This window comes from Arthrobacter sp. SLBN-122 (assembly GCF_006715165.1).
Lineage (GTDB): Bacteria > Actinomycetota > Actinomycetes > Actinomycetales > Micrococcaceae > Arthrobacter.
Genome location: NZ_VFMS01000001.1, coordinates 1211646 through 1232431, shown reverse-complemented (window position 1 = coordinate 1232431; position 20786 = coordinate 1211646). Strand labels below are relative to the sequence as shown.

Below are 20786 nucleotides of genomic sequence, written 5' to 3'. Positions count from 1 at the left end.
CGTACGGATCAGGTGCTTAAGCCACCAGTCCCCGCGCTGTACCATCAACTTCATGCCCACTGCGCTCGATATGGCAGGTCCCATCCTGGAAGTGCTCACCTGGTTGTGCCTGCCCGCCGGACTGGGGCTGCTGTTCTACACCGGTTTCCTTCGCCGCTTCGTGCACCCGTGGGAGGTGGCCGAAGCCGTGGTGTATTCCGATTCCACCGGGGTGGGGTTCCGCTGGGTCGACCGGAGGCACCAGGTGCACAACGCGCCCATGTCCCCCTACGACATCCGGGACATGGCAGTGGGGGACACCCTGCCCATCTACTACCACCCCAAGCGCCCAACCCAATGGCAAACCACCACGCCGGAGGAAGCCGGCAGGACGGCCTCGGTCCTGGGGCGCTGCCTGACGGCGATCGGCTCGGTGGCGCTCCTGGCCGGCTTCGTCCTGCCGATGTTCTAGCTGACTGATGTCCTAGCTGACCAGGACCACCACAATGCCCAGCCCGCCAAGGACAACTCCGGCGGCAGCGGTCCAGAACACCGCTGTGAGGTCGGCCTCGATGCTTTCGCCTGCCAGGCCGTGGGACCTGGCCTGGTACCGGCGGCGCTGCGTGAGGTAAATGGCAAGGGCGGCGCCCCCGGAGATCGCCGGCAGCATCAGGATGGGCGGCCCGTAGGTGGGAAGCCAGCGCAGGAAGAAGGCGCTCGCCGTCACCAGCGCCAGCATGGTCCGGCCCCAGGCGAGGGCCGTCCGTTCGGGCTGCAGGCCGGGGTCGCCATGGTGGCTGGGTGCGCGCGATGCCATCGGCTCAGCGCCAGAGGATAAAGACCAGTACGACGGCGGCAGCCAGCGCGCCTGCCCCGGCCAACAGGGGCACGAAGAGCGGCAGGGGCAGCGGTGCCTTGGTGCGCATGCTCCGTTCCACCCGAAGCCACCGCACGGCGGCGCCACCGCTGAGCATCATGCCCAGCAGGAGCAGGAGGACGGCCAGGCCTTTCCGGACAGGCTCGATGAAGAGGCCGGACGTGAACGCCTCGACGGCAATGCCGCCCGCCAGCAGCGCGAGCGACGTACGGATCCACGCCAGGAAGGTTCGCTCGTTGGCAAGAGTGAAGCGGGGGTCGGGTTCCTCGCCGCCGGGCAGCAGCCGTTCGGCGATTCTTCCGCGCGGGGGCGGGCCTGCCGGTCCTGGCTGCTGCTCGCTGTTGGTCACCGGGCCAGTTTAGCCGTGGCCTATCCGCCGCTCCGCGGGGCAAACATGATCACGGCGACACCCAGCAGGCAGACCAGGGATCCCGCAATGTCCCATCGGTCCGGGCGGAAACCGTCAAAGGCCATTCCCCAGGCCAGGGAACCGGCCACAAACACTCCGCCATAGGCGGCCAGGATCCTGCCGAAGTGCGCGTCCGGCTGCAGGGTGGCCACGAAGCCGTAGGCGCCGAGCGCAATCACGCGGGAATGCCGCCGCCGGCCGTGCAGTTGGGGAAGGTATGGAGCGCATAGGATTCCTTTCATTCGGCCACTGGGGCCCCGGCCAGGGTTCCCGAACCAGGACAGCGGCGGACGCCCTGCTCCAGGGGATCGAACTGGCGGTTGCCGCTGAAGAACTCGGCGTGGACGGCGCATTCTTCCGCGTCCACCACTTCGCCAGGCAGCAGGCATCGCCCTTCCCCCTCCTGTCGGCCATCGCCGCCCGCACCAGCCGCATCGAAATAGGCACCGGCGTCATCGACATGCGCTACGAAAATCCCCTGTACATGGCGGAGGAAGCCGCAGCGGCAGACCTGATCAGCGGCGGCAGGCTGCAGTTGGGCATCAGCCGCGGTTCACCCGAACCGGCCAGGGAGGGTGCGTCAGCCTTCGGCTACCGCCCAGAGCCGGGGGAGACCGACGCGGACATGGCCCGGCGCCACACTGCCGTGTTCCGCAAGGCCATCACGGGGGCCGGCATGGCTGAGGCGGACCCCCGGTACGCCGGCGGTGCCACCGGCCTCCTGCCCATCCAGCCGCAGTCCCCGGGCCTGTCCGAACGGATCTGGTGGGGCGCCGGCAGCAGGAAGACCGCCGTGTGGGCCGCGGAACTGGGCATGAACCTGATGAGCTCCACGCTGCTCACCGAGGACACCGGCGTTCCCTTCCATGAACTCCAGGCCGAACAGATCCAGCTGTTCAGGGACGCGTGGTCGGCGGCAGGCCACGCCCACACCCCGCGTGTTTCGGTCAGCCGCAGCGTCCTTCCCATCGTGGACGAGGAGGACAACTACTACTTCGCCGGCAGCGCGCTCCGGGACGGCCGCGACCAGGTGGGCGTCATTGACGGACTGACCGCCAGGTTCGGGAAGAGCTACGTGGGTGCGCCGGACCTCCTGGCGGAGCAACTGGCCGCCGACATGGCCGTGCAGGCGGCCGACACCCTCCTGCTGACGGTCCCCAACCAGCTGGGTGTGGAGTTCAACGCCAAGTTGCTGGGCAGCATCGTGGAGCACGTCGCCCCCGCCCTCGGCTGGAGCCGCCGATAGGGTGCGGGAACCTTTTGCGAGACCTAACCGTTATCCTTTAAGTGCGTGGTGGGGGCTGCGCACCCCTACTACTGTGTGACTGCGGAACGGTCGTACGACGGAGAGAGAGAAATATGGCTCGCGCCGCCTTAGGCTTAACCGCATGATCCGGCTACGACAGCTGGCCCAGGCGGCCTCAGTACTTACCACCCCGTTGGCACCCGAAGACGTCCTCGCGCTGTTCAACCCTGTCTACTCAGCCCGCCAGCTCCGCGGCGTGGTCACCAGGGTGGTCCAGGAGACCGCCCAGTCGGCCACCATCTTCTTCCGCCCAGGACGCGGCTGGAAGGCGCACATGGCAGGACAGTGGGCGCGTATCGGCGTCGAACTGGACGGCGTCCGCCACTGGCGCTCCTACTCGCTCAGCGCCCCGGCCGGAAAAGACCCCGCCATCACCGTCACCGACGTGGGCGCGGTCTCCGGCACCCTGGTGCGTACCACCAAACCCGGTGACGTCCTGTTCCTGGCTCCGCCGCAGGGCGACTTCGTGCTTCCGGAACACCCCCGCCCCCTCCTGATGGTCACCGCGGGCAGCGGCATCACTCCGGTGATGTCCATGATCCGTACCCTCGTGCCGCGGCGCCCGGATGCCGACGTCGTGCTGGTCCACTCCGCCCGCACTCCGGGTGACAGCCTCTTCAGGGAAGAGCTGGCCGAACTTGCCGACCAGTTCCCCAACTTCCGGCTGGCCCACTGGTACACCGGAGAACAGGGCCGCATGGACTTCTCCAGCACCAAGGAGCTGGACGAGATCTGCCCCGACTGGAAGGACCGCGCTGCCTACGCCTGCGGGCCCGACAGTTTCCTGGACGACGCCGAAGCCCTCTGGAAGCGCGCCGCGCTGACCACCCGGGCGCCGGGGACCGACGTCGCCGTTGCCGGGGAAGCCGGCAACCTCATGATCGAACGCTTCAACACCACCTTCAACGCCGGCGTAGGACACGACGGCGGCCTGGTCACCTTCGAAGCGTCCGACCGGGAGGTGGAAGCCGACGGCGACACCCCCATCCTGGATATCGGCGAGGACGCCGGGGTGCTGATGCCCAGCGGCTGCCGCATGGGCATCTGCCACAGCTGCCTCACACCGCTCCTGGCCGGCCAGGTCCGCGACCTGCGGACCGGGGAAATCCACGGCGAACCAGGCCAACTGATCCAAACGTGTGTCTCGGCAGCCGCCGGGCCCGTCAACCTCGAACTCTGAGGAGCAGTACGTATGTCTGTCATCTCACCCACAAAGACCACTGCCGCCGGAGGAGCCAGCGCCGGTACCTCACGGACGCGGCCCGGCAAGCTGGCCGAATCCGGCAGCCCCGCCGTCCGGCCGCCTGCCGCCGCGCACCTTAGCGATGAACAGGTAGCCGAGCTTGGCCGCGAACTCGACGCCATCCGGGACGAGATCCTGGGCAAGCGCGGGGCCGAGGATGCCGCCTACATCCGCCGGATGATCAAGATCCAGCGCGGCCTGGAACTCTCCGGCCGCGCAGCCCTGCTGGTCAGCAAGAACAAGGCCGCCTGGGTCACGGGCACCACCCTGCTCAGCCTGGCCAAGATCCTGGAAAACATGGAGCTGGGCCACAACATCCTGCACGGCCAGTGGGACTGGATGCGGGACCCGGACATCCACTCCACCACCTGGGAATGGGACTTCGTCACCCCCTCACGGTCCTGGCAGCACACCCACAACGACCTGCACCACCGCTGGACCAACGTGGTGGGCAAGGACAACGACGTCGGATACAACCTCCTCCGGATGGACGAGAACCAGCCGTGGAAGCCCATCAACCTTGCCAACCCGCTGTTCAACGCCATCCTGGCACCGGTCTTCGAGTGGGGCATCGCCATCTACGACCTCGAGCTGACCGAGTACAAGGAAGGCACCAAGTCCAAGGAGGCCCTGCTCAAGGACCTCAAGGCGCTGGGCAAGAAGGTTGTCACCCAGTTCACCAAGGACTACGCTGCCACCCCCGCCGTAGCCATGCTGACCGGATCCGCCAAGCAGGCCCTGCTCGGCACCATCACTGCCAACGCCGTCCGCAACGTGTGGGCCCACGCGGTCATCTTCTGCGGCCACTTCCCGGAAGGAACCGACACCTTCACGGAAGAGATGGTTGACGGGGAAACCCGCGGGGACTGGTACGTGCGGCAGATGATCGGCTCGGCCAACATCTCGGGCTCCAAGTTCATGCACCTCATGACGGGCAACCTCTCGCACCAGATCGAGCACCACCTCTTCCCTGACCTGCCCTCCAACCGGTACGCCGAGGTGGCGCCCAGGGTCCGCGAAATCTGCCAGCGTTACGGCCTGAAGTACACCACGGGCCCGCTGCTGAAGCAGGTGGGGTCGTCCTGGGCCAAGGTCTTCAAGCTGGCACTGCCCGGCAAGGCTGCCCGCGCCTAGCCAAAACCGCCTGACAAAAATGCGCCTCCGGCACCGGGAACCACCCGGGACCGGAGGTGCATTTTTGCCGCATAATTGATCCCACAGCCGCCGCGGCCATGGAGGAATCATGCGGATTCTCGGAGCACTTATCGTCATCTGGCTGATCATCGGCGGCGTGGCCGCCTGGCAGCGCGGTTACTTCGGCTCGGCGCCGGGGAATTGCGCCGAGGCCAGCACTGTAGCGTTGACCATCGCAGCAGGCCCACTGAACTACATGGGCGCCAACCCCCGGATATCCTGCGAACTTCCGCAGCCTTCCCGGTAGCGGCCGGCATGGCGGACCCCCCTAGAGTAGGAACTGCAGGGCCAGGCACTGCCCGGCCCGGACCGATTCCACAGCCTCGAAAGGACCGCCTCCATGGCTTTGATCACCGTAGGTACCGAGAACAGCACTGACATCGAGCTCTACTACGAGGACCACGGGTCGGGGCAGCCTGTGGTGCTGATCCACGGCTACCCGCTGGACGGGGCCTCCTGGGAGAAGCAGACCACTGCGCTGCTGGATGCCGGTTACCGCGTGATCACCTACGACCGCCGCGGGTTCGGGAAATCGAGCAAGACCACCGAAGGGTATGACTACGACACCTTCGCGGCGGACCTCAACACGCTCCTGACTGCCCTGGACCTCAGTGACGCCGTGCTGGTGGGCTTCTCCATGGGCACCGGTGAGGTGGCCCGGTACCTGGGCAATTACGGATCGGCCCGGGTTGCAAAGGCCGCATTCCTCGGATCCCTGGAGCCGTTCCTGCTCAAGACGGATGACAACCCGGACGGCGTCCCGCAGGACGTGTTCGACGGCCTCAAGGAGGCGGTCACGGCTGACCCGTACGCTTTCCTGGGCGACTTCTTCAAGAACTTCTACAACTCCGACACCTTCCTGGGCACCCCGCGCCTCAGCCAGGAGGCCGTCAACGCCAGCTGGAACGTGGCCGCCGGAGCGGGCGCCACCGCCTTGGTTGCCGCCCAGGCCACCTGGATCACGGACTTCCGCGGCGACATCCCGAAGATCGACGTTCCGGCACTGATTCTGCACGGCACGTCGGACAATATCCTGCCCATCGACTCCACCGGCCGGCTTTTCGCCAAGGTCCTGCCGGCCGCCGAGTACGTTGAGATCGAGGGCGCCCCGCACGGGCTGCTGTGGACCCACGCCGCAGAGGTCAACGAGGCCCTGCTCGGTTTCCTTTCGAAGTAGCGATCGGCAAACGCGGATGGCGACGGCGGGTTCCCGCCGTCGCCATCTGTTTTCCGGGACTACCAGCGCGGCCCGCCACCGCCGCCCGGGCCCTGGGACGCGGTGTACTGGCCAGCTGTCACCGTCCCCACCTGCTTGGCCCCGTCCAGGCTGCCGGCGCCGATCCCGGCGGCCGTAGTGGCCGTGCCGCCGGTGTAGACGGTGTACTGCTGTCCCTTGGCAATGTCAGGTGAGGAGAAGACCAGGGAGGCCGTGGCCTTGGTGGTGGTGAACGCCGCCACCGCCTTGCCGGCCGAATCGGCAAGCTGGATCACGGTCCCGGCCGGAACCGGGGACCCCAGCGTCACCTGCACGCCTGACTGCGTGGAGGAATCGCCCGGTGCCACCGCCATGCCCGAACTGCCGGCCGCCGCAACGGTACCGCCGGTAACCGTCAGCTCGCCGTTGACGTCCAGGGCGCCGTTGTTGTTGGCTGTAGGACCGTTGACCACCACGGTGCCACCCGAGATGCCGGCGTTGCCGTTGGAGTCCAGGCCGTCACCCTGCGCATTGATGGTCAGGGTGCCGCCGGTGACGTCCACGCTGTAGTCACCCACCTCCATGCCTCCGCCGCCCATGCCGCCCCCGCCGGAGGTGGAAGACCCGCCCGAGGCGTTCACGCCGTCGTCGTTGGACGTGACCGTGGTGGCGCCGCCGGACACCACGATGTGCTGGGCCTCCAGGCCCTCCTCGGATTTGGCGACGGTGGCGGTCCCGCCCGCTATGGTCAGCGTGTTGTGGGCCTTGATGCCGTCGTCCGTTGCGGAGACGTTCAGGGTGCCGCCGTTGAGCAGCACCCAGCCGCGGCCCTCGTCCTGGTCGTTGTCGGACTTGAAGCCGTCGTCCCCGGCGGTCACCTGGTATGCCCCGTCCAGCAGGACGGCGTAGTCCTTGCCCACGATGCCGTCGTCCTTTGCTTTCACGCTGACGTTGCCGGATGCGAGGACCAGCCCATCTTTCGACGAGATGCCATCGTTGAAGTTGCCGTCCACGCTCAGGGATCCGCTGCCCGCGATGGTCAGGTCGGCCTTGGAGTAGAGGGCGGCGTTGGGCGCGTCGGTGCCCTGGTCCGCGTAGTTGGTGGCGTCGCTCAGGGAGCTGGAGGTGCCGTCCGCCAGGTAGAGAATGGCCTCGTCGGCGCTCTGGACCACGAACGGTGAGCCGTCCGCGCTTGAGATGCTGGCGCCGTCCAGGATGATGCGGACCGTGTCCTGATCGCCCGCAGCCACCACAATGCGGCCGTTGGCCAGGGACCCGCTGAGGCGGTAGCTGCCGGCGGCGCTGATGGTGACCGTGTCGCCGTCCACCTTCACGGCGTCCGACCCCGCGGCAACGCTGCTGGCGCCGTCCGCCAGGGCCACGGCCACCTCGCTGGCGGCATCCCAGGTGAGATCGTCGGCATCGTAGTGCGTGTCCTCCGCCACGGTACCCAGGGCGACGGCGGCAGTGGCGCCGGTTGCAGCGGTGGACGAGGTGCCGCTGACGGACGAGGTGCTGCCTGTGCTGGTGCCGGCGGTGGAGCAGCCGGCGAGACCAAGCGAGAGGGCCAGGGCAGCGACTGACAGGTAGGAGCGGATTTTCTTCATGGGGTGTCCTTTGACGTGTGGGGGAAGGCAGGAGGCAGTCGGTGTGGGTTGGTCAGGCGGGCGGAACGGGGCGCAGCGCCAGGTGGCGCAGGGTCCGGTTCCAGCGGTTGGCGGGAAGCCCGGGACGCAGCGCCGCCATCCCGGTGGCAAATTTCGAGATCCGGGAGGGCCTGACGCCGGCGGCCCAGAGGTGCCGGTCCAGGGGCCCGGCCGTGGAGCCCGACTTCGTTTCCAGGATGACGGCGCCGTGCAGGACCCAGGGCTGGTGCTCCGGACGCTGCCAGATCACGTCGGTGTCGATGGTGGCGCGGCTGCCCGATTCCGGCAGGTACAGCGTGGTTCGGTCGTAGCGGGTTACCAGCACGGGTTCCAGGGGCAGTGCGGGTACTTCAATCCCGGATGCGCTGAGGGTTTCCCGGATGTAGGCCAGGCCCTCGGGGGTCAGGCGGGTCCGGTCGCCAAGGCTGTACGGGATGCGTTCCTTGACCGTTGCCTCACGCGATCCCTCGGTTTTCACCTCAAGGAAGCTCAAAGCGCTGTCCACATAGGTCCTGGTGCGGACCTTGTAGCGGCGGCGCCGGCCGTGTGCAGCCAGCAGGTAACTGTCAAGCGCGGCGGTATCGAAGTAGACGGAGTCGTAGGCGAAGCTGCGGGTGCCGGCCATGTCCAGGACGCGCATTCCGGTGCGGACGGTCGCAAGCAGCCGGCCGGCCACCTCAAGCGGAACCACATACTTCCGGTCCACCCGCGTCTGCAGGGCCGCCTGGGCGTTGAGTTCCTCAAGGCTGACGGACGGCAGGAAATCGAGGTGGCCGACGGCGGTGTCCACCAGCGTGCTCATGCGGCACCTGCCTGGACGGCTTCCTGGACGGGTGCCTGGGCAGGGGAGGGGCCGGCATAGGCACGGCGGGGCATGGCAGGGACTGCGGCCGGGGCGTAGGCGAACCGGACGTCCACGATGGTCTTGTCGTTCACCAGGTCCAGCTCGGAGATGGTGGCCGAGTGGACCTTCCCGTGGAGGACCTCTTCCAGCCGGGCGCGGAGTTCGCCGTCTTCGGAAATGGCGCGGTCCAGGATGACTGTCTGGTGCCGGTAGGCCGGCAGTACCCGCGGATGGTCGCCGATGAACATCACCAGCAGGATCAGCCCCATCAGGGATCCGGTCAGCCACAGCGGTTCGATTCCCAGTCCGGCGATGAGGCCCAGGGCCAGGGCGGAGAAGTAGTAGGCAACCTCGTGCTGGGCCAGTTCGGTGGAGCGCAGCCGGATGATGGACAGGACCCCAAAGAGCCCCAGTCCAAGGCCAAGGCCTGCTGCGGAACCGGAAAGGGCCGTGGCCACGGCCAGGACGCCCACGTTCATGCCCAGGTAGGACACCACCAGGTCACGGCGGCGGTGCCTGCGCAGGTACAGGGCAAAGGTGAGGATGCTGATGGCCGCGAGGTCCGCGGTGATGAAAAGAAGCTGGTTCATGTGAAGTTCTCCGGGTGGTAACGGTGGGCTGGTATTGACATTGCCCGGCCAAACTGTGCCGGGGCTGTGCCGGGCCCTAGGCGGAAATATGAGTCCGGGACCGGGAACTGCCGGTCGCTCCCGTGGCGGTCCGGCCGGTAAAAAGGAAGCGCTGCTGCACGGCGAAGCTGACGGCAAGGAGCGCGGCCTCGGCCAGGACTTTCGCCGGAAGGGCCGGCACCCTGGCGGCTTCAAGGGCCCAGACAAGCCCGAAGTTGGCGGCCAGCAGCACGGCCACCAGGCTGAAGTAGCGGACGCCCGCCTTACCGGCCGAACTGTCCCTGCCGCGCTCAAACACCAGCCGCCGGTTGACCAGGAAGTTCACCGCGGAGCTCACGGCCCTGGCGCCGACCACCGCCAGCAGCAGGGAATCGATGGCCACGGTGAGCAGGACAAACACCACGGTGTCCACCAGAAAGGCTGTGAAGGAGGAGGCGAGGAACTTCAGGAGCGGCGCATAGATCCTGGCCGAGTCCGCGAACGGCCGGAAATGCGAGCCGGAGTTGTGGTCCAGGTAGACCGTGGCGATGGTGATGGATTCGATGGAATAGCCGTTGTTCTGTGCCTCGAGCAACAGGTTCAACTCGTACTCGTAGCGGTCTCCCTGGACTGAGCGGAGCCAGGGAAGCATAGCGGCAGGGTAGCCCCGGAGCCCCGTCTGGGTATCCGGAATGCGCTCGCCGGTGGCCAGGGCAAAGAGCAGACCGGTGGCGGTGTTGCCCAGGCGGCTCCTGGCCGGGACGTTCCCGGTGAAGCTCCTGGCGCCCAGCACCATGGTGGAGTGTCCCCATTCCAGGTCCCGGTTGGCCAGCAGCCAATCCGCCACCCGCAGGATGTCCGCCACGGTGTGCTGCCCGTCACTGTCCGCGCACACCACGTCCCGGCCGGGCAGGTTGTCCACAATGAAGCCGAATCCCGCCCTGAGGGCAAAGCCCTTTCCCCGGTTGCGGGCGTAGCCGATGACGTGGCACCCAAGTGCCCTGACGTCGTCGAACACGTCCCGGAAGGCGGGCCCGCTGCCGTCATCCACCACCACGATTGGCACCTCCGGCCTGGTGCTGCGGATGGAACGGACCAGGGCGGGAAGCTGCCGGTCCGGCTCGAAGGCCGGGATCAGGATGACCATGGCTGTTCCTACTGCCCGATGTAGAGGATGTCGGAGGTGCCGCGTTCCTTGTCCTGGCCCAGCGGATTGTTCACCAGGGACCCGTTGAAGTACATGGTGGAGGAGCCGCCGCCGTCGATGTTGTAAGCGGTGGTGGCGCCCAGGCCCTGCATGATCCCGGCCAGGCCGGTCATGGTCACGCCCGCGCTGTAGCCGGGGCTCCGCCCGTCCACCACCACGAACACCAGGTGGTTCTGGTCGATGACGCCCACGGCGGTGCGGGGCTGTTCGCCCTGGATGGAGTGGTTGCCGAAGTTTGTGTCCACCTCCACGTCCTCGATCCCTGCCGCCACCTGGCCGTTGTCCAGCAGGGACGGGCCGAAGGAGAGGGTGTTCCACACGCCGTCGGCCACCAGCTGCGCGGCGGTGGTGGTGGTCTCGTCGTAGACCTTCACGGTCCCGTCCCGGTAGAAAGCCAGCCCCTGGCGCGCCCCGGCATCCCGGAACACCACGCCGTTGCGGATGACGATCCCGGTATCGCGGAAGCCGTAGTAATCGCCGTTGATGGCGAACACGGCATTGTTGTCCGCTGCGATGGCGGACGTGTTTTCGGTGATGTTTTCGCCGAAGCTGTTGTTGGCGAACGCGGACTGCAACGCCGTGGCGTCGGACAGGACGACGTCGGCAACGTAGTAGGTGACCGTGGTGTCACCGCTGCCGGTGGTCACCTTGGAGATCGAGATGTTGGAAGAATCGGAGACGTGGGTGCTGTCGGTGGTGACCGCGCCGCCGGTGCCGCTGGAGGCGGCGGAGGTGTCCGCCGCCGTGCCTGCCTGGCCGGCCTGGTAGGCGGAGACGTCGGAGATCTCGACGTGCGGGACAACGTACCGGTCAACTGCCCAGGCGGCTGCCCCTCCGGCGGACAGTGTGAAGGCTACCGCTCCTGCCGTGACGGCCCGGCGGACGCGTCCGGGTTTTCGTGCTGATCGCTGCTGAGGTGTCATGCCTCATTTCTAGGAGGCGAACTTAGCAGCAGGATTTGCCCGTTATGTGCGGCTCCTGTGAAACCGGTGGCGTTGACGCTGCGAGCTGTCCTGCGAGCTCCCTGAGCTCCCGCGGCCGGAAAGGCTTGGTGAGGTAGCCGGCAGCCCCCGATGCCATGCCCGCCAGAACGTCGTCACCCTCCGAACGGGCCGTCAGGAACAGCAGGGGCGCGCTGCTGACCTCCCGGATGGCGCGGGCCACCACGTGCCCGTCCATGTCCGGCAGGCCAAGGTCCAGGGTCACCAGGGCAATGGCGGGATCGGCCGCGGCGGCGATGGCCCCAGCCCCCGTGCCCACGGTCCTGACCTCAAAGCCCGCCTGTGACAGGACCACTTCGATCAGTCCGCTGATATCGTCGTCATCTTCCACGACAAGGCAAACACGCTGCTGTTCCATCAAGCCCCCCGGCGAAAAGTTGGGACCAGTCTACCGGCGGAAAAGCCGCCTGCGGACGGCCGCACCAGTTGTAAAGCTAACCGTCGTAATGCGTCCGTGCCGGTCCCTGTCCCAAGGCGTTGACCACTGCGGCTGCCACGTCATGCAGCTTGGTGTTGCGGGTGCTGGAAGCGGTCTTCAGGATGTCGAAAGCGTCCTGCTGGCTGCACCGGTTCTGGGCCATGATGATGCCCACAGCCATGTCGATAACCGTGCGGGACTCAAGGGTGGCCCGGAGGTTCGCGGCCGTCTCGCTGTAATGGGCAAACCGCACCGCGAGGCGGAGCGCCAGCGATGTCTGGCTGACGAAATCCTCGGCGAACTTCAGCACCCGGCCTTCGAACCGGTGTGCGCGGCGGGAGTACAGCAGCAGGGACGCCTTGGTTTCCCCTTCAAGCCGGAACGGAACCGCTGCCACGGAGCGGACCCCTTGGGCAATGGCGGCCGTGGAGTAGTCCGGCCAGCGGCCGTCGGCGGTGAGGTCCGGGGCATGGACAATCTCCTGGACGGTGGAAGCCGTCAGGCCCGGGGTGTCGCTGAAGCTGTGCTCAAGCCGTCCGATCGACTTCGCCTCCTGGCTGCTGCTGGCCACCGTGGCGGCTTTGCGCTGCCGGAGAAGGGCGATGGCGCACAGCATTTCGTCGCCGGGCTCGGAGAGATTGCGTGCGGAGACTTGTGCCAGTTCATTAAGGAAGTCCTCAACGTCGGAGCTGTTGAGGACTAGTTCATGCAGATGCTCGGTAATCGATGTATCAGTTTTTGCTGTTGACTCGCTGGCCACGGTTTTCTGGTGCCATTCGTTCAGGTCAAAACGAGCCGGCAACACGCGAACCCCCGCAACTGGGTGGGGGCCGGTGATGGTCGCTGGATCGACGAACTTTCCAACGGCCTGCTGCTAAACCGATAACCAGAAGTATATACATTCCCGGGACGCCCACAGCGTCATATTCGCCGCCCTGGAACGGGATGAAGGCTGGCGCGGGGCCAGGCAGTACCGGCACAATGAAGCAGGCGCCGGTACTGCTGCGGGCTGGCCCTGGGACCAACGGCTGCCCGGCGGCGGAGGGACAGGAACATGACCAGGCTGCTCATCATCGGCCCGCCCGGGTCCGGCAAGGGAACGCAGGCCGAACACCTGGCGCGGCATTTCCGGGTCCCGGCCGTTTCCACGGGGGACATTTTCCGCAGCAACGTCACCCGGCAGACCGAACTGGGGAACCAGGCCGCCAAGTACCTGGACGACGGCCATTTCGTCCCGGACCATCTCACCAACGCGCTGGTCAGGGACCGCCTCCTGGAGAGCGACGCGGTGCAAGGGTTCCTGCTGGACGGCTATCCGCGGACAGCGCACCAGGCAACGGAACTCGACCGCATGCTTGCGGCCCAGGGGCATGTGCTGGATGCCGTGATCGAACTCCAGGCACCGGACGCGGAACTGGAGCAGCGCATGCAACGCCGGGCCCTGGAGCAGGGGCGCACGGATGACACCATTGACGTCTTCAGGCGCAGGCTGGACCTCTACCACCGGCAGACGCATGAAGTAGTCTCGGTGTACGCGGGCAGGGGCATTCTTGTGTCCGTCAACGGCAGCGGGGACCCGGGCGGGATTACCGCCCTCGCGATCGCCGCCGTCGAACAGTTCCTTGCAGCCCCGCGGCCCCCGTCCTGACCGAAACACCGCACGGTGAACGCACTCGAGCAAAAGGAAACAGTGATGAGAATTGCCGTTACAGGCGGAAGCGGAAAACTGGGACGGCATGTGGTGCGCCGGCTGGCCGATGACGGCCACCAGGTCCTCACCCTGGACCGGGCGGGTGCCCGGAGTCCGGAGCTGCTGGTGGTGGACCTGCGCAACTACGGCCAGGTAGTGGACGCGTTGCTGGGCGTGGATGACCGGCATGACGGGTTCGACGCCGTGGTGCACCTGGGTGCCATTCCCGCCCCGGGCATCCTTCCGGACGCAGCCACCTTCGAGAACAACATGCTCTCCACCTACAACGTCTTCCAGGCCGCACGGCGCGCCGGCATCAAGAAGGTGGTGTACGCCTCCAGCGAGACCGTGCTGGGCCTGCCGTTCGACATCGACCCGCCCTACATCCCGGTGGATGAGGAATACCCGCCGCGGCCGGAAAGCACCTACTCGCTGGTGAAGCGCCTCGAGGAGCAGATGGCCGTGGAAATGACGCGGTGGGATCCGGAGCTGAGCATCACGGGCCTGCGGTTCTCCAACGTCATGGACGAGGCGGACTACGCCAGATTCCCCTCCTTCGATGCCGACGCCACCCTGCGGAAATGGAACCTGTGGGGCTACATCGACGGCCGGGATGGCGCGCAGGCAGTAGTGCGGGCACTGGAGAACGCCAAGCCGGGATTCGAAGCCTTCATCATCGCCAATGCGGACACGGTCATGAGCCGGTCAAGCGCCGGCCTGGCCGCCGAGGTCTTCCCCGGTGTCAAGGTGACCAAGGAACTGGGTGAGCACGAAACGATACTCTCCATCGACAAGGCGCGGCGCCTGCTCGGTTTCGAGCCCGAGCACAGCTGGCGGAACCACGTGGGGGCCGCCGCCAGCGCCGGAGAAAACCAGGAATAGATACCGGTCCGCAGGAACCGCCAAGGGTTGGCGAAGGATCATCCAAGGAGCCGGAAGCCGTGTGCTTCCGGCTCCTATCCTTTTGGTACAGCCACCCCTTTCCCGCCGTCTGAAGGACCCCAAAATTCGTACCCGTTTCCTCGCGCTGCCTGTCCTCACGGCGCTGCTCTCCGCCGTCGCCCTTTCCATGGCGTCCCTACCGGCGGCTGCTGCCCCCGCTCCCGCTCCCGCTCCCGTTGCCGGTGCCGGCCGTTACATCGTCCAGTACGCCGCCACCACCGACGTCGCAGCAGAGGTTGCCGGACTGCGCGGCCAGGGCCTTGCCGTCGGCCGCACCTTCGAGCACGCCATCCGCGGCGCTGTCATCACCGCCACCCCCACCCAGGCGGCCGCACTGGCCAAATCCGGAAAGGTCTTGTCCGTGGAGGCCGACGCCCCCATCAAACTTTCCGGGACCGAGCAGCCCGCCCCCTGGGGCCTGGACCGCACGGACCAACGTGCCCTTCCACTCTCCGGTTCCTACTCCTGGGCAGCGGCCGGCGCCGGTGTGAGGGCCTACGTGGTGGATACCGGCATCCTGGCATCGCACACCGACTTCGGGGGCCGGGTGACGGCAGGCTGGACCGCCGTGGCGGATGGCAACGGGACCACTGACTGCAACGGCCACGGAACCCACGTGGCCGGAACCGTGGCCGGCACCACGTACGGCGTGGCCAAGGGCGCCACCCTGGTACCGGTCCGGGTGCTCGATTGCGCCGGCTCCGGCTACAACTCGGATGTGGTGGCAGGCCTGGACTGGATCGCCGCGAACCATGCCGCCGGCACGCCCGCCGTGGCCAACCTCAGCCTGGGCGGGGCAGCCAGCAGCACGGTGGACGCCGCCATCCAAGCAGTCCTCAACGACGGCGTCACCACCGTGGTTGCCGCCGGAAACTCCGCCGTGGACGCCTGCACCGCGTCACCTGCCCGCGTCCCGGGGGCCATCACCGTGGCAGCCAGCGACTCGGCCGACCGGCAGGCTTCCTTCTCCAACTTCGGGTCCTGCGTGGACCTCTATGCTCCCGGCGTGGGCATCACCTCCGCCTACTACACGTCCACCACCGCCACGGCATCCATGTCCGGGACCTCCATGGCCGCACCGCACACCGCCGGAGCAGCCGCCGTCATGCTGTCGCAGAACCCCGCCCTGACTCCGGCTGACGTTGCTGCAGCCCTGGTGTCCAATGCCACTCCCGGAGTGATCGCCGGGGCTTCCGCGGGGACCCCGAACCGCCTGCTGTACACCGCTGCAGCGGCTCCTGCTCCAGTGACTGCTCCTGCCCCTGCGCCCACTGTCACGTCCGTTTCGCCGGCACCCAAGGCCACGGCAGCCGCCTCCGGTGCGAACGTAGCAGCCACCTTCAGCACTGCCGTGCAGGGTGTGTCCGCCGGGACCTTCGTGCTCAGGAATGCGGCCGGCAGCAGCATCGCGGCCACTGTCACCTACAACGCCACCACCACGACTGCCACCCTTGATCCGGCAGCAAACCTTGCTCCGGACGCAAGCTACACGGCCACCCTGACCGGCGGAACCTCGGCCGTCCGTGATGCCGCAGGCACCCCGCTGGCGTCCACCAGCTGGACGTTCACCACCGGCCCGGCGCCCACCGTCACCAGCTACTCGCCGGGCAGCAACGCCCTCCTGGTCCGCAGGAGCAGCAACATCAGCGCCACCTTCAGCGAGGCAGTCCAGGGCGTGGGCACCACCACGTTCACCCTGAAAAATTCCGCAACCGGCGCCGTGGTGGCGGCATCGGCCTACCGCAACGGCACCACCAACCAGTGGATCCTGGACCCGCAGGAGCCCCTGGCCGCCAAGACCCGGTACACCGTGACCCTTGCCGGGGGGACTGCCGGTATCCGGGACCTGGCCGGAAACCCGCTCGCGGGCCGGAGCTGGCAGTTCACCACCGGCTCGTTTTGACCGCGTGATGGAGTGAACGGCCCAACCCCGGGATAATCTTCACCCTAGGCATTCATCACGGCACGCAACTTCCGCGGCATAGGGACGGGCAGCACATTGGCGCAGAAATCAGCAGGTTCCGCAGTCTCTGACCGAAGGGCGGGCAGGTGGCATGTCTTCCACGAGAAGTTCGTGGTGGAGGAACGCTACCTGGACCCTGCCGACCGGCGCGCTCTTTACCGGACGTCCATCATCCTGGCCGTCGTGGGGGTGGCACTCTTCATCGCCACGCTGATCAGCGTGGTGCAGGCCGACGGCCTTTCCGCCGCCGATGTCCCCGTGCATGACTGGCTCCTCACCACGCGTTCAGGCGCCGTTACTGCCATCATGATCTTCCTGGCGGTGTTCTTCGGCCCCATTGCACTGCCCATCATCGTGCTGGTGGTGATCCTTGTCTGGGGATTCGCGGCGAAGCACGCCTGGCGCCCCATCCTGCTTGCATCCGCCATGCTGACCGGCGTGATCATTTCGCAGATCATCCTCCACATCGTCCAGCGCTCCCGGCCGCCGGTGGACCAGATGCTGTTTGGTGCGGACCAGACGTTCTCGTTCCCGTCCGGGCACGTCCTGGGAGCCTGCGACTTCCTGCTGGTGGGGACCTACCTCATCTTCTCCAGGCGCCGGAACCCGCGGGCAGCAGTGTTTGGATTCGTCGGAGCCGGAATCGGAATCGTCCTCGCTGTGGTCAGCCGGCTGTACCTCGGCTATCACTGGACCACGGATGCGTTTGCGTCGTTCTCGCTGTCGCTGCTGATCCTCGGCGGCGTCATCGCGCTGGACACTTGGCGGACCGCCAGGATTCCGGGGGAGCCGGTCACCGGGGAGCTGTCAAGGGCCGAGTCGCCGCACGAGTAAACTCCTGCAGGGATACTGCCTTCACTGTGGCCGCGACCTGGCCCGCTGGAGCGCCCTGTGCAGCTTCACGTTGGCCGCCTCCAGCTCCAGGACCTTGGCAACGCCTGCCAGGTTCAGCCCCTCCTGCAGGAGCTCGCCGATCCGCAACAGCACGGCAATATCGTCATCGCTGTACTGCCGGGTGCCGCCCGCTGTCCGTGCCGGCGTCAGCAGCCCCTTGGTTTCGTAAAGCCTGATGTTCTGCTGCCCGGTTCCCGTCAGCTCCGCTGCCACCGAGATGGCGTACAGGGCCCGCGGGCCGGGGGAGCGGCCGGCCCGTCCCGCAACAGGATCTGCCATTGTCTCTCCCAAAAATCGCGCCGCCGGAATCTTGCTTCAGTTTCGCACGGGTGCTATAAAAAATCTATATTCACCACCATAGATTAAGCAGGTGGTGGGTAGCCACAGATCCAACACCTGGAAGCTAAGGAGTGGGAAATGATGTTGATGCGCACGGACCCGTTCCGTGAGCTGGACCGGCTCACGCAGCAGGTCTTTGGCACCGCCGCCCGCCCGGCCGCCATGCCCATGGACGCCTGGCAGGAAGACGGGGAATTCGTTGTGGCGTTCGACCTTCCCGCTGTGAAGGTGGACTCCCTTGACCTGAACGTTGAACGCAATGTCCTGACAGTGCGGGCCGAGCGCCAGGACCCCACGCAGCCCAACGTGGAGCTGGTGGCTTCTGAGCGTCCCCGTGGCGTGTTCAGCCGCCAGCTGATCCTCGGTGACACCCTGGACAGCGAAAAGATCAAGGCCAGCTACGACCAGGGCGTCCTGACCCTGCGGATTCCGGTTGCCGAACAGGCCAAGCCGCGCAGGATCGAGATCCAGACGCAAGAGGGCGAAAAGCACCAGATCAAGAGCTAGGACCATGCTTTCGTGCCGGGCGCCCCTGCCCTTCGACAGGGGCGCCGGGCGAAACAGGAGGCAGGGATGACTGAAGTTCCCGACTACTACGCCATCCTGGGCGTAGGCAGGGATGCCGGCCGGCAGGAAATCTCCCGCGCGTACCGGGCTCTCATGCGCAGCCACCATCCGGACCTGGACGGCGGGCGCGCGTACGGGGTCACGGAAACGATAGGGGACACGCCTGGGACGACGGGCCACTCCGGGCAGGGGGACGAACTTCTCCGGATCATGCAGGCATTCAACGTGCTGCGTGACCCGGTGCGCCGCGCCGACTATGACAGGACGCTGGCGGCAGCGGCGCCCACCATTATTCCGGTCCGGAAAGTCCGCAGGAGTGGCGGCCCGTCCGGACCAGCCATCCGCGTCACCCCGGTGCGGTGGGAAAGCGGGCCCTGGTCCTGAACAGGGGCAGGGCCATTCAGCCAAGGAGGCGGAAGACTGCATGAGCGACTGGCGGCGCTACGATTCACACCTTATTCCTGCATTTTTTGAGCGCTTTGAGCAGCGGTGGGGCGAGGGAACGGCGCCCTTCCTGGACCCGGAAGCGCATGAACAGCCACTGCCGCGGGCGCAGTGGATCAACCCCGCCACGGGTGCTGCGCTGGCGGTGGTCCCGGTCTGGACCGCCGACGAGACGCAGCAGCGCTCCTTCGGTGTGTTCTACCTCCCGCCAGCCGGGGACATCTGGGTCCTGCGGCCCGGATTCACCGGCTACCTGGAGCCGTCCGACGGCGATACGGAACACCTGGTGACCCTGCGCAATGATGCCTTCCGCAAGGCAGTGGCGCACGCCAAGGAGTTCCTCTTTGGATCGCAGTGACCCCCGTCCCGGCTAGCGGGTTGCTGCCCGGCAGTCCTCCGCTGTGCCATCCTGAGACGTACCCTAACCACCGTGACCAAAAGGCTGGACCCAATGCATATCTCCGCCAAGGACCTCGCAGCGCTCATCCCTCCGGGGTTCACGCTTGGCGTCGCAACCGCAGCATTCCAGATCGAAGGGGCGCTGGACGAGGACGGCCGCGGGCCCGCGGGCTGGGACAGGTTCGCCGCCAAACCCGGTGCCATCGTGGAGGACCACAGTCCCGTGGTGGCCACGGACCACTACCACCGGATGCCCCAGGACGTGGCGCTCCTGAAGCAGCTTGGCGTTGACTCGTACCGGTTCTCCTTCGCCTGGCCGCGGATCCAGCCGGGCGGCACCGGCCCGGCCAACAGCGCAGGCCTGGCGTTCTACGACCGGCTCCTGGATCAGCTCCTGGCCAACGGCATCTCGCCCATGGCCACCATCTACCACTGGGACACGCCCCTGGAGCTGGATGAAGCGGGCGGCTGGATGAACAGGGATACGGCCTACCGCCTGGGGGACTATGCCGCGCTCGTGGCGGAGGCTTTCGGTGACAGGGTGGCACGCTGGGTGACCATTAACGAGCCGGCCACCGTCAGCGCCAATGGCTACGCATTCGGCCTGCACTCACCCGGGAAGGAGCTGGCCCTCGGCGCCTTCCCCACCGTCCACCACCAGCTGCTGGGGCATGGGCTCGCCGTCCAGGCCCTGCGCGCGGCAAAAGTGCCGGGCGAGATCGGCATGACCAACGTGTACTCGCCCATGGTGCCGAACTCGATCAACCCGTTGGACAGGATCAGTGCCGGGCTCATGGACCTGGGCCAGAACCGGCTCTACGCCGATCCCGTCCTGACGGGCAAGTACCCGGACCTCATCCGCGCGGCCAAGTTCTTCAGCTCCTTCGAGCACCCTGAAGAGGACATGGCGGTCATCTCCCAGCCCCTGGATTTCTACGGGCTCAACTACTACATGCCCACCAAGGTTGCAGCTGGCCCCGGCGGCGGTACGGTGCCGACAAGCATGGCGGAGGCCATGGGCAGCGACCTCAACGCAACCGGCAGCGGGACAACACCGTTCCACGTGGAAGCCTGGCCGGAAGCCGACATCACGTCCTACGGCTGGCCGGTCAAGCCGGAGTACATGGCGGTGGCGCTGAAGGAGATGGCGGAGCGGTACCCCAACCTCCCTCCCGTAATCATCACCGAGGGCGGAGCGAGCTTCGAGGACATCATCGTCCGCGACAAGTCCACCAACACCCGCTTCATCCCGGACGAGCGCCGGCTGAAGTACCTCTCCGACCATCTGGAAACCGCGCTGCGGGCCACGGCGCCCGGGGGCGTGGCGGAGTCCATGGACCTGCGCGGTTATTACGTGTGGTCCTTCCTGGACAACTTTGAATGGTCCGCCGGCTACAACCAGCCGTTCGGGCTCCTGCACGTGGACTTCGAGACGCTGGAGCGCACGCCCAAGGCCTCCTATTTCTGGTTCCAGGAACTTATCGAGGAACGCGACCTGGCTGCAGCAGCTGACCTTGCCATCGCCCAGGCGGTGGTCCCGGATGTCCTGGCCGATGAAGGCGCAGAGCCCACTGAAGCGCCCGACGGCGGCGCGGCACTGGGTGCCAGCGCCTAGCAACCG

At 66.9% G+C, this 20786-nt stretch carries 24 protein-coding genes and 1 pseudogene; 14 read left to right on the top strand and 11 right to left on the bottom strand.

Translation table 11 applies throughout. From position 1 onward, the window contains the following. The first annotated feature begins 52 nt into the window (after positions 1–52). Positions 53–451 carry a hypothetical protein gene (locus tag FBY36_RS05805; RefSeq protein ID WP_142117732.1) on the top strand — a complete coding sequence of 133 codons (399 nt, stop codon included), beginning with the start codon at positions 53–55 and terminating at the stop codon, positions 449–451. 12 nt (positions 452–463) lie between these two features. On the opposite strand, the gene FBY36_RS05800 is transcribed toward FBY36_RS05805, so the two are convergent. The 3 genes and pseudogenes from FBY36_RS05800 to FBY36_RS05790 form a co-directional block, all read right to left on the bottom strand. After that, the gene (locus FBY36_RS05800) at positions 464–796 is read right to left on the bottom strand and encodes a DUF202 domain-containing protein (protein ID WP_142117731.1); all 333 of its coding nucleotides are present in this window, start codon (positions 794–796) and stop codon (positions 464–466) included. A 4-nt stretch (positions 797–800) separates the two neighbouring features. Then, on the bottom strand, positions 801–1205 hold the full coding sequence (locus tag FBY36_RS05795) for a YidH family protein (RefSeq protein ID WP_056330021.1): 405 nt from the start codon (positions 1203–1205) through the stop codon (positions 801–803). Positions 1206–1225: 20 nt separating this feature from the next. Continuing rightward, positions 1226–1444, bottom strand: a pseudogene (locus FBY36_RS05790) (YnfA family protein); the annotation flags it as partial. 38 nt (positions 1445–1482) lie between these two features. On the opposite strand from FBY36_RS05790, the gene FBY36_RS05785 reads away from it, so the two are divergent. The 5 genes from FBY36_RS05785 to FBY36_RS05765 all read left to right on the top strand — a co-directional run bounded on the left by FBY36_RS05785 (position 1483) and on the right by FBY36_RS05765 (position 6185). Further along, positions 1483–2511 (top strand): LLM class flavin-dependent oxidoreductase, encoded by a 1029-nt coding sequence (locus FBY36_RS05785; RefSeq protein ID WP_142117730.1) that lies wholly within the window; start codon positions 1483–1485, stop codon positions 2509–2511. Positions 2512–2653: 142 nt separating this feature from the next. After that, on the top strand, positions 2654–3751 hold the full coding sequence (locus FBY36_RS05780) for a ferredoxin reductase (protein WP_142117729.1): 1098 nt from the start codon (positions 2654–2656) through the stop codon (positions 3749–3751). Between the two features lie 12 nt (positions 3752–3763). Further along, positions 3764–4948, top strand: a complete 1185-nt coding sequence (locus FBY36_RS05775; RefSeq protein ID WP_142117728.1) for a fatty acid desaturase family protein — start codon at positions 3764–3766, stop codon at positions 4946–4948. A gap of 109 nt (positions 4949–5057) precedes the next feature. Beyond that, a complete protein-coding gene (locus FBY36_RS05770; protein WP_142117727.1) occupies positions 5058–5255 on the top strand; it encodes a hypothetical protein in 198 nt (65 codons plus the stop codon). 93 nt (positions 5256–5348) lie between these two features. Next, entirely contained in the window at positions 5349–6185 is an 837-nt protein-coding gene (locus tag FBY36_RS05765; RefSeq protein WP_142117726.1) for an alpha/beta fold hydrolase, read from the top strand. Positions 6186–6244: 59 nt separating this feature from the next. On the opposite strand, the gene FBY36_RS05760 is transcribed toward FBY36_RS05765, so the two are convergent. The 7 genes from FBY36_RS05760 to FBY36_RS05730 form a co-directional block, all read right to left on the bottom strand. Continuing rightward, the gene (locus FBY36_RS05760; protein WP_142117725.1) at positions 6245–7810 is read right to left on the bottom strand and encodes a carbohydrate-binding domain-containing protein; all 1566 of its coding nucleotides are present in this window, start codon (positions 7808–7810) and stop codon (positions 6245–6247) included. Between the two features lie 52 nt (positions 7811–7862). Beyond that, a complete protein-coding gene (locus FBY36_RS05755) occupies positions 7863–8651 on the bottom strand; it encodes a polyphosphate polymerase domain-containing protein (protein WP_142117724.1) in 789 nt (262 codons plus the stop codon). Next, positions 8648–9283 (bottom strand): DUF4956 domain-containing protein, encoded by a 636-nt coding sequence (locus tag FBY36_RS05750; protein ID WP_142117723.1) that lies wholly within the window; start codon positions 9281–9283, stop codon positions 8648–8650. Before FBY36_RS05750 ends, FBY36_RS05755 begins: the two co-directional genes overlap by 4 nt. Before the next feature lie 76 nt (positions 9284–9359). Next, complete coding sequence (locus FBY36_RS05745; RefSeq protein WP_142117722.1) at positions 9360–10448, bottom strand: bifunctional glycosyltransferase family 2/GtrA family protein; 1089 nt, start codon at positions 10446–10448, stop codon at positions 9360–9362. Between the two features lie 8 nt (positions 10449–10456). Continuing rightward, the gene (locus tag FBY36_RS05740) at positions 10457–11431 is read right to left on the bottom strand and encodes a phosphodiester glycosidase family protein (protein ID WP_142117721.1); all 975 of its coding nucleotides are present in this window, start codon (positions 11429–11431) and stop codon (positions 10457–10459) included. Between the two features lie 22 nt (positions 11432–11453). After that, on the bottom strand, positions 11454–11867 hold the full coding sequence (locus tag FBY36_RS05735) for a response regulator transcription factor (RefSeq protein WP_142117720.1): 414 nt from the start codon (positions 11865–11867) through the stop codon (positions 11454–11456). Between the two features lie 76 nt (positions 11868–11943). Beyond that, positions 11944–12687, bottom strand: a complete 744-nt coding sequence (locus tag FBY36_RS05730) for a GAF and ANTAR domain-containing protein (protein ID WP_142122508.1) — start codon at positions 12685–12687, stop codon at positions 11944–11946. Positions 12688–12981: 294 nt separating this feature from the next. On the opposite strand from FBY36_RS05730, the gene FBY36_RS05725 reads away from it, so the two are divergent. From FBY36_RS05725 to FBY36_RS05710, 4 genes are all read left to right on the top strand, one after another. After that, positions 12982–13575 carry an adenylate kinase gene (locus FBY36_RS05725; RefSeq protein WP_142117719.1) on the top strand — a complete coding sequence of 198 codons (594 nt, stop codon included), beginning with the start codon at positions 12982–12984 and terminating at the stop codon, positions 13573–13575. Positions 13576–13620: 45 nt separating this feature from the next. Beyond that, on the top strand, positions 13621–14499 hold the full coding sequence (locus tag FBY36_RS05720; RefSeq protein ID WP_142117718.1) for an NAD-dependent epimerase/dehydratase family protein: 879 nt from the start codon (positions 13621–13623) through the stop codon (positions 14497–14499). A gap of 61 nt (positions 14500–14560) precedes the next feature. Continuing rightward, positions 14561–16462 (top strand): S8 family serine peptidase, encoded by a 1902-nt coding sequence (locus FBY36_RS05715; RefSeq protein WP_235008729.1) that lies wholly within the window; start codon positions 14561–14563, stop codon positions 16460–16462. 96 nt (positions 16463–16558) lie between these two features. Next, positions 16559–17356: a phosphatase PAP2 family protein gene (locus FBY36_RS05710; protein ID WP_142117717.1), complete on the top strand. Its 798-nt coding sequence runs from the start codon at positions 16559–16561 to the stop codon at positions 17354–17356. A 21-nt stretch (positions 17357–17377) separates the two neighbouring features. Here FBY36_RS05710 and FBY36_RS05705 read toward each other — a convergent pair whose 3' ends face one another. Beyond that, positions 17378–17695 carry a MerR family transcriptional regulator gene (locus tag FBY36_RS05705; RefSeq protein ID WP_142117716.1) on the bottom strand — a complete coding sequence of 106 codons (318 nt, stop codon included), beginning with the start codon at positions 17693–17695 and terminating at the stop codon, positions 17378–17380. Between the two features lie 141 nt (positions 17696–17836). Between FBY36_RS05705 and FBY36_RS05700 the strand changes: the two genes are divergently transcribed. From FBY36_RS05700 to FBY36_RS05685, 4 genes are all read left to right on the top strand, one after another. Continuing rightward, positions 17837–18262, top strand: coding sequence for an Hsp20/alpha crystallin family protein (locus FBY36_RS05700; RefSeq protein ID WP_142122506.1), 426 nt, complete (start codon positions 17837–17839; stop codon positions 18260–18262). Between the two features lie 66 nt (positions 18263–18328). After that, positions 18329–18706, top strand: a complete 378-nt coding sequence (locus tag FBY36_RS05695) for a J domain-containing protein (protein ID WP_142117715.1) — start codon at positions 18329–18331, stop codon at positions 18704–18706. A gap of 40 nt (positions 18707–18746) precedes the next feature. Further along, positions 18747–19124 carry a hypothetical protein gene (locus tag FBY36_RS05690; RefSeq protein WP_142117714.1) on the top strand — a complete coding sequence of 126 codons (378 nt, stop codon included), beginning with the start codon at positions 18747–18749 and terminating at the stop codon, positions 19122–19124. Positions 19125–19217: 93 nt separating this feature from the next. Further along, positions 19218–20780, top strand: coding sequence for a glycoside hydrolase family 1 protein (locus FBY36_RS05685; RefSeq protein WP_142122505.1), 1563 nt, complete (start codon positions 19218–19220; stop codon positions 20778–20780). Positions 20781–20786: the final 6 nt, after the last annotated feature.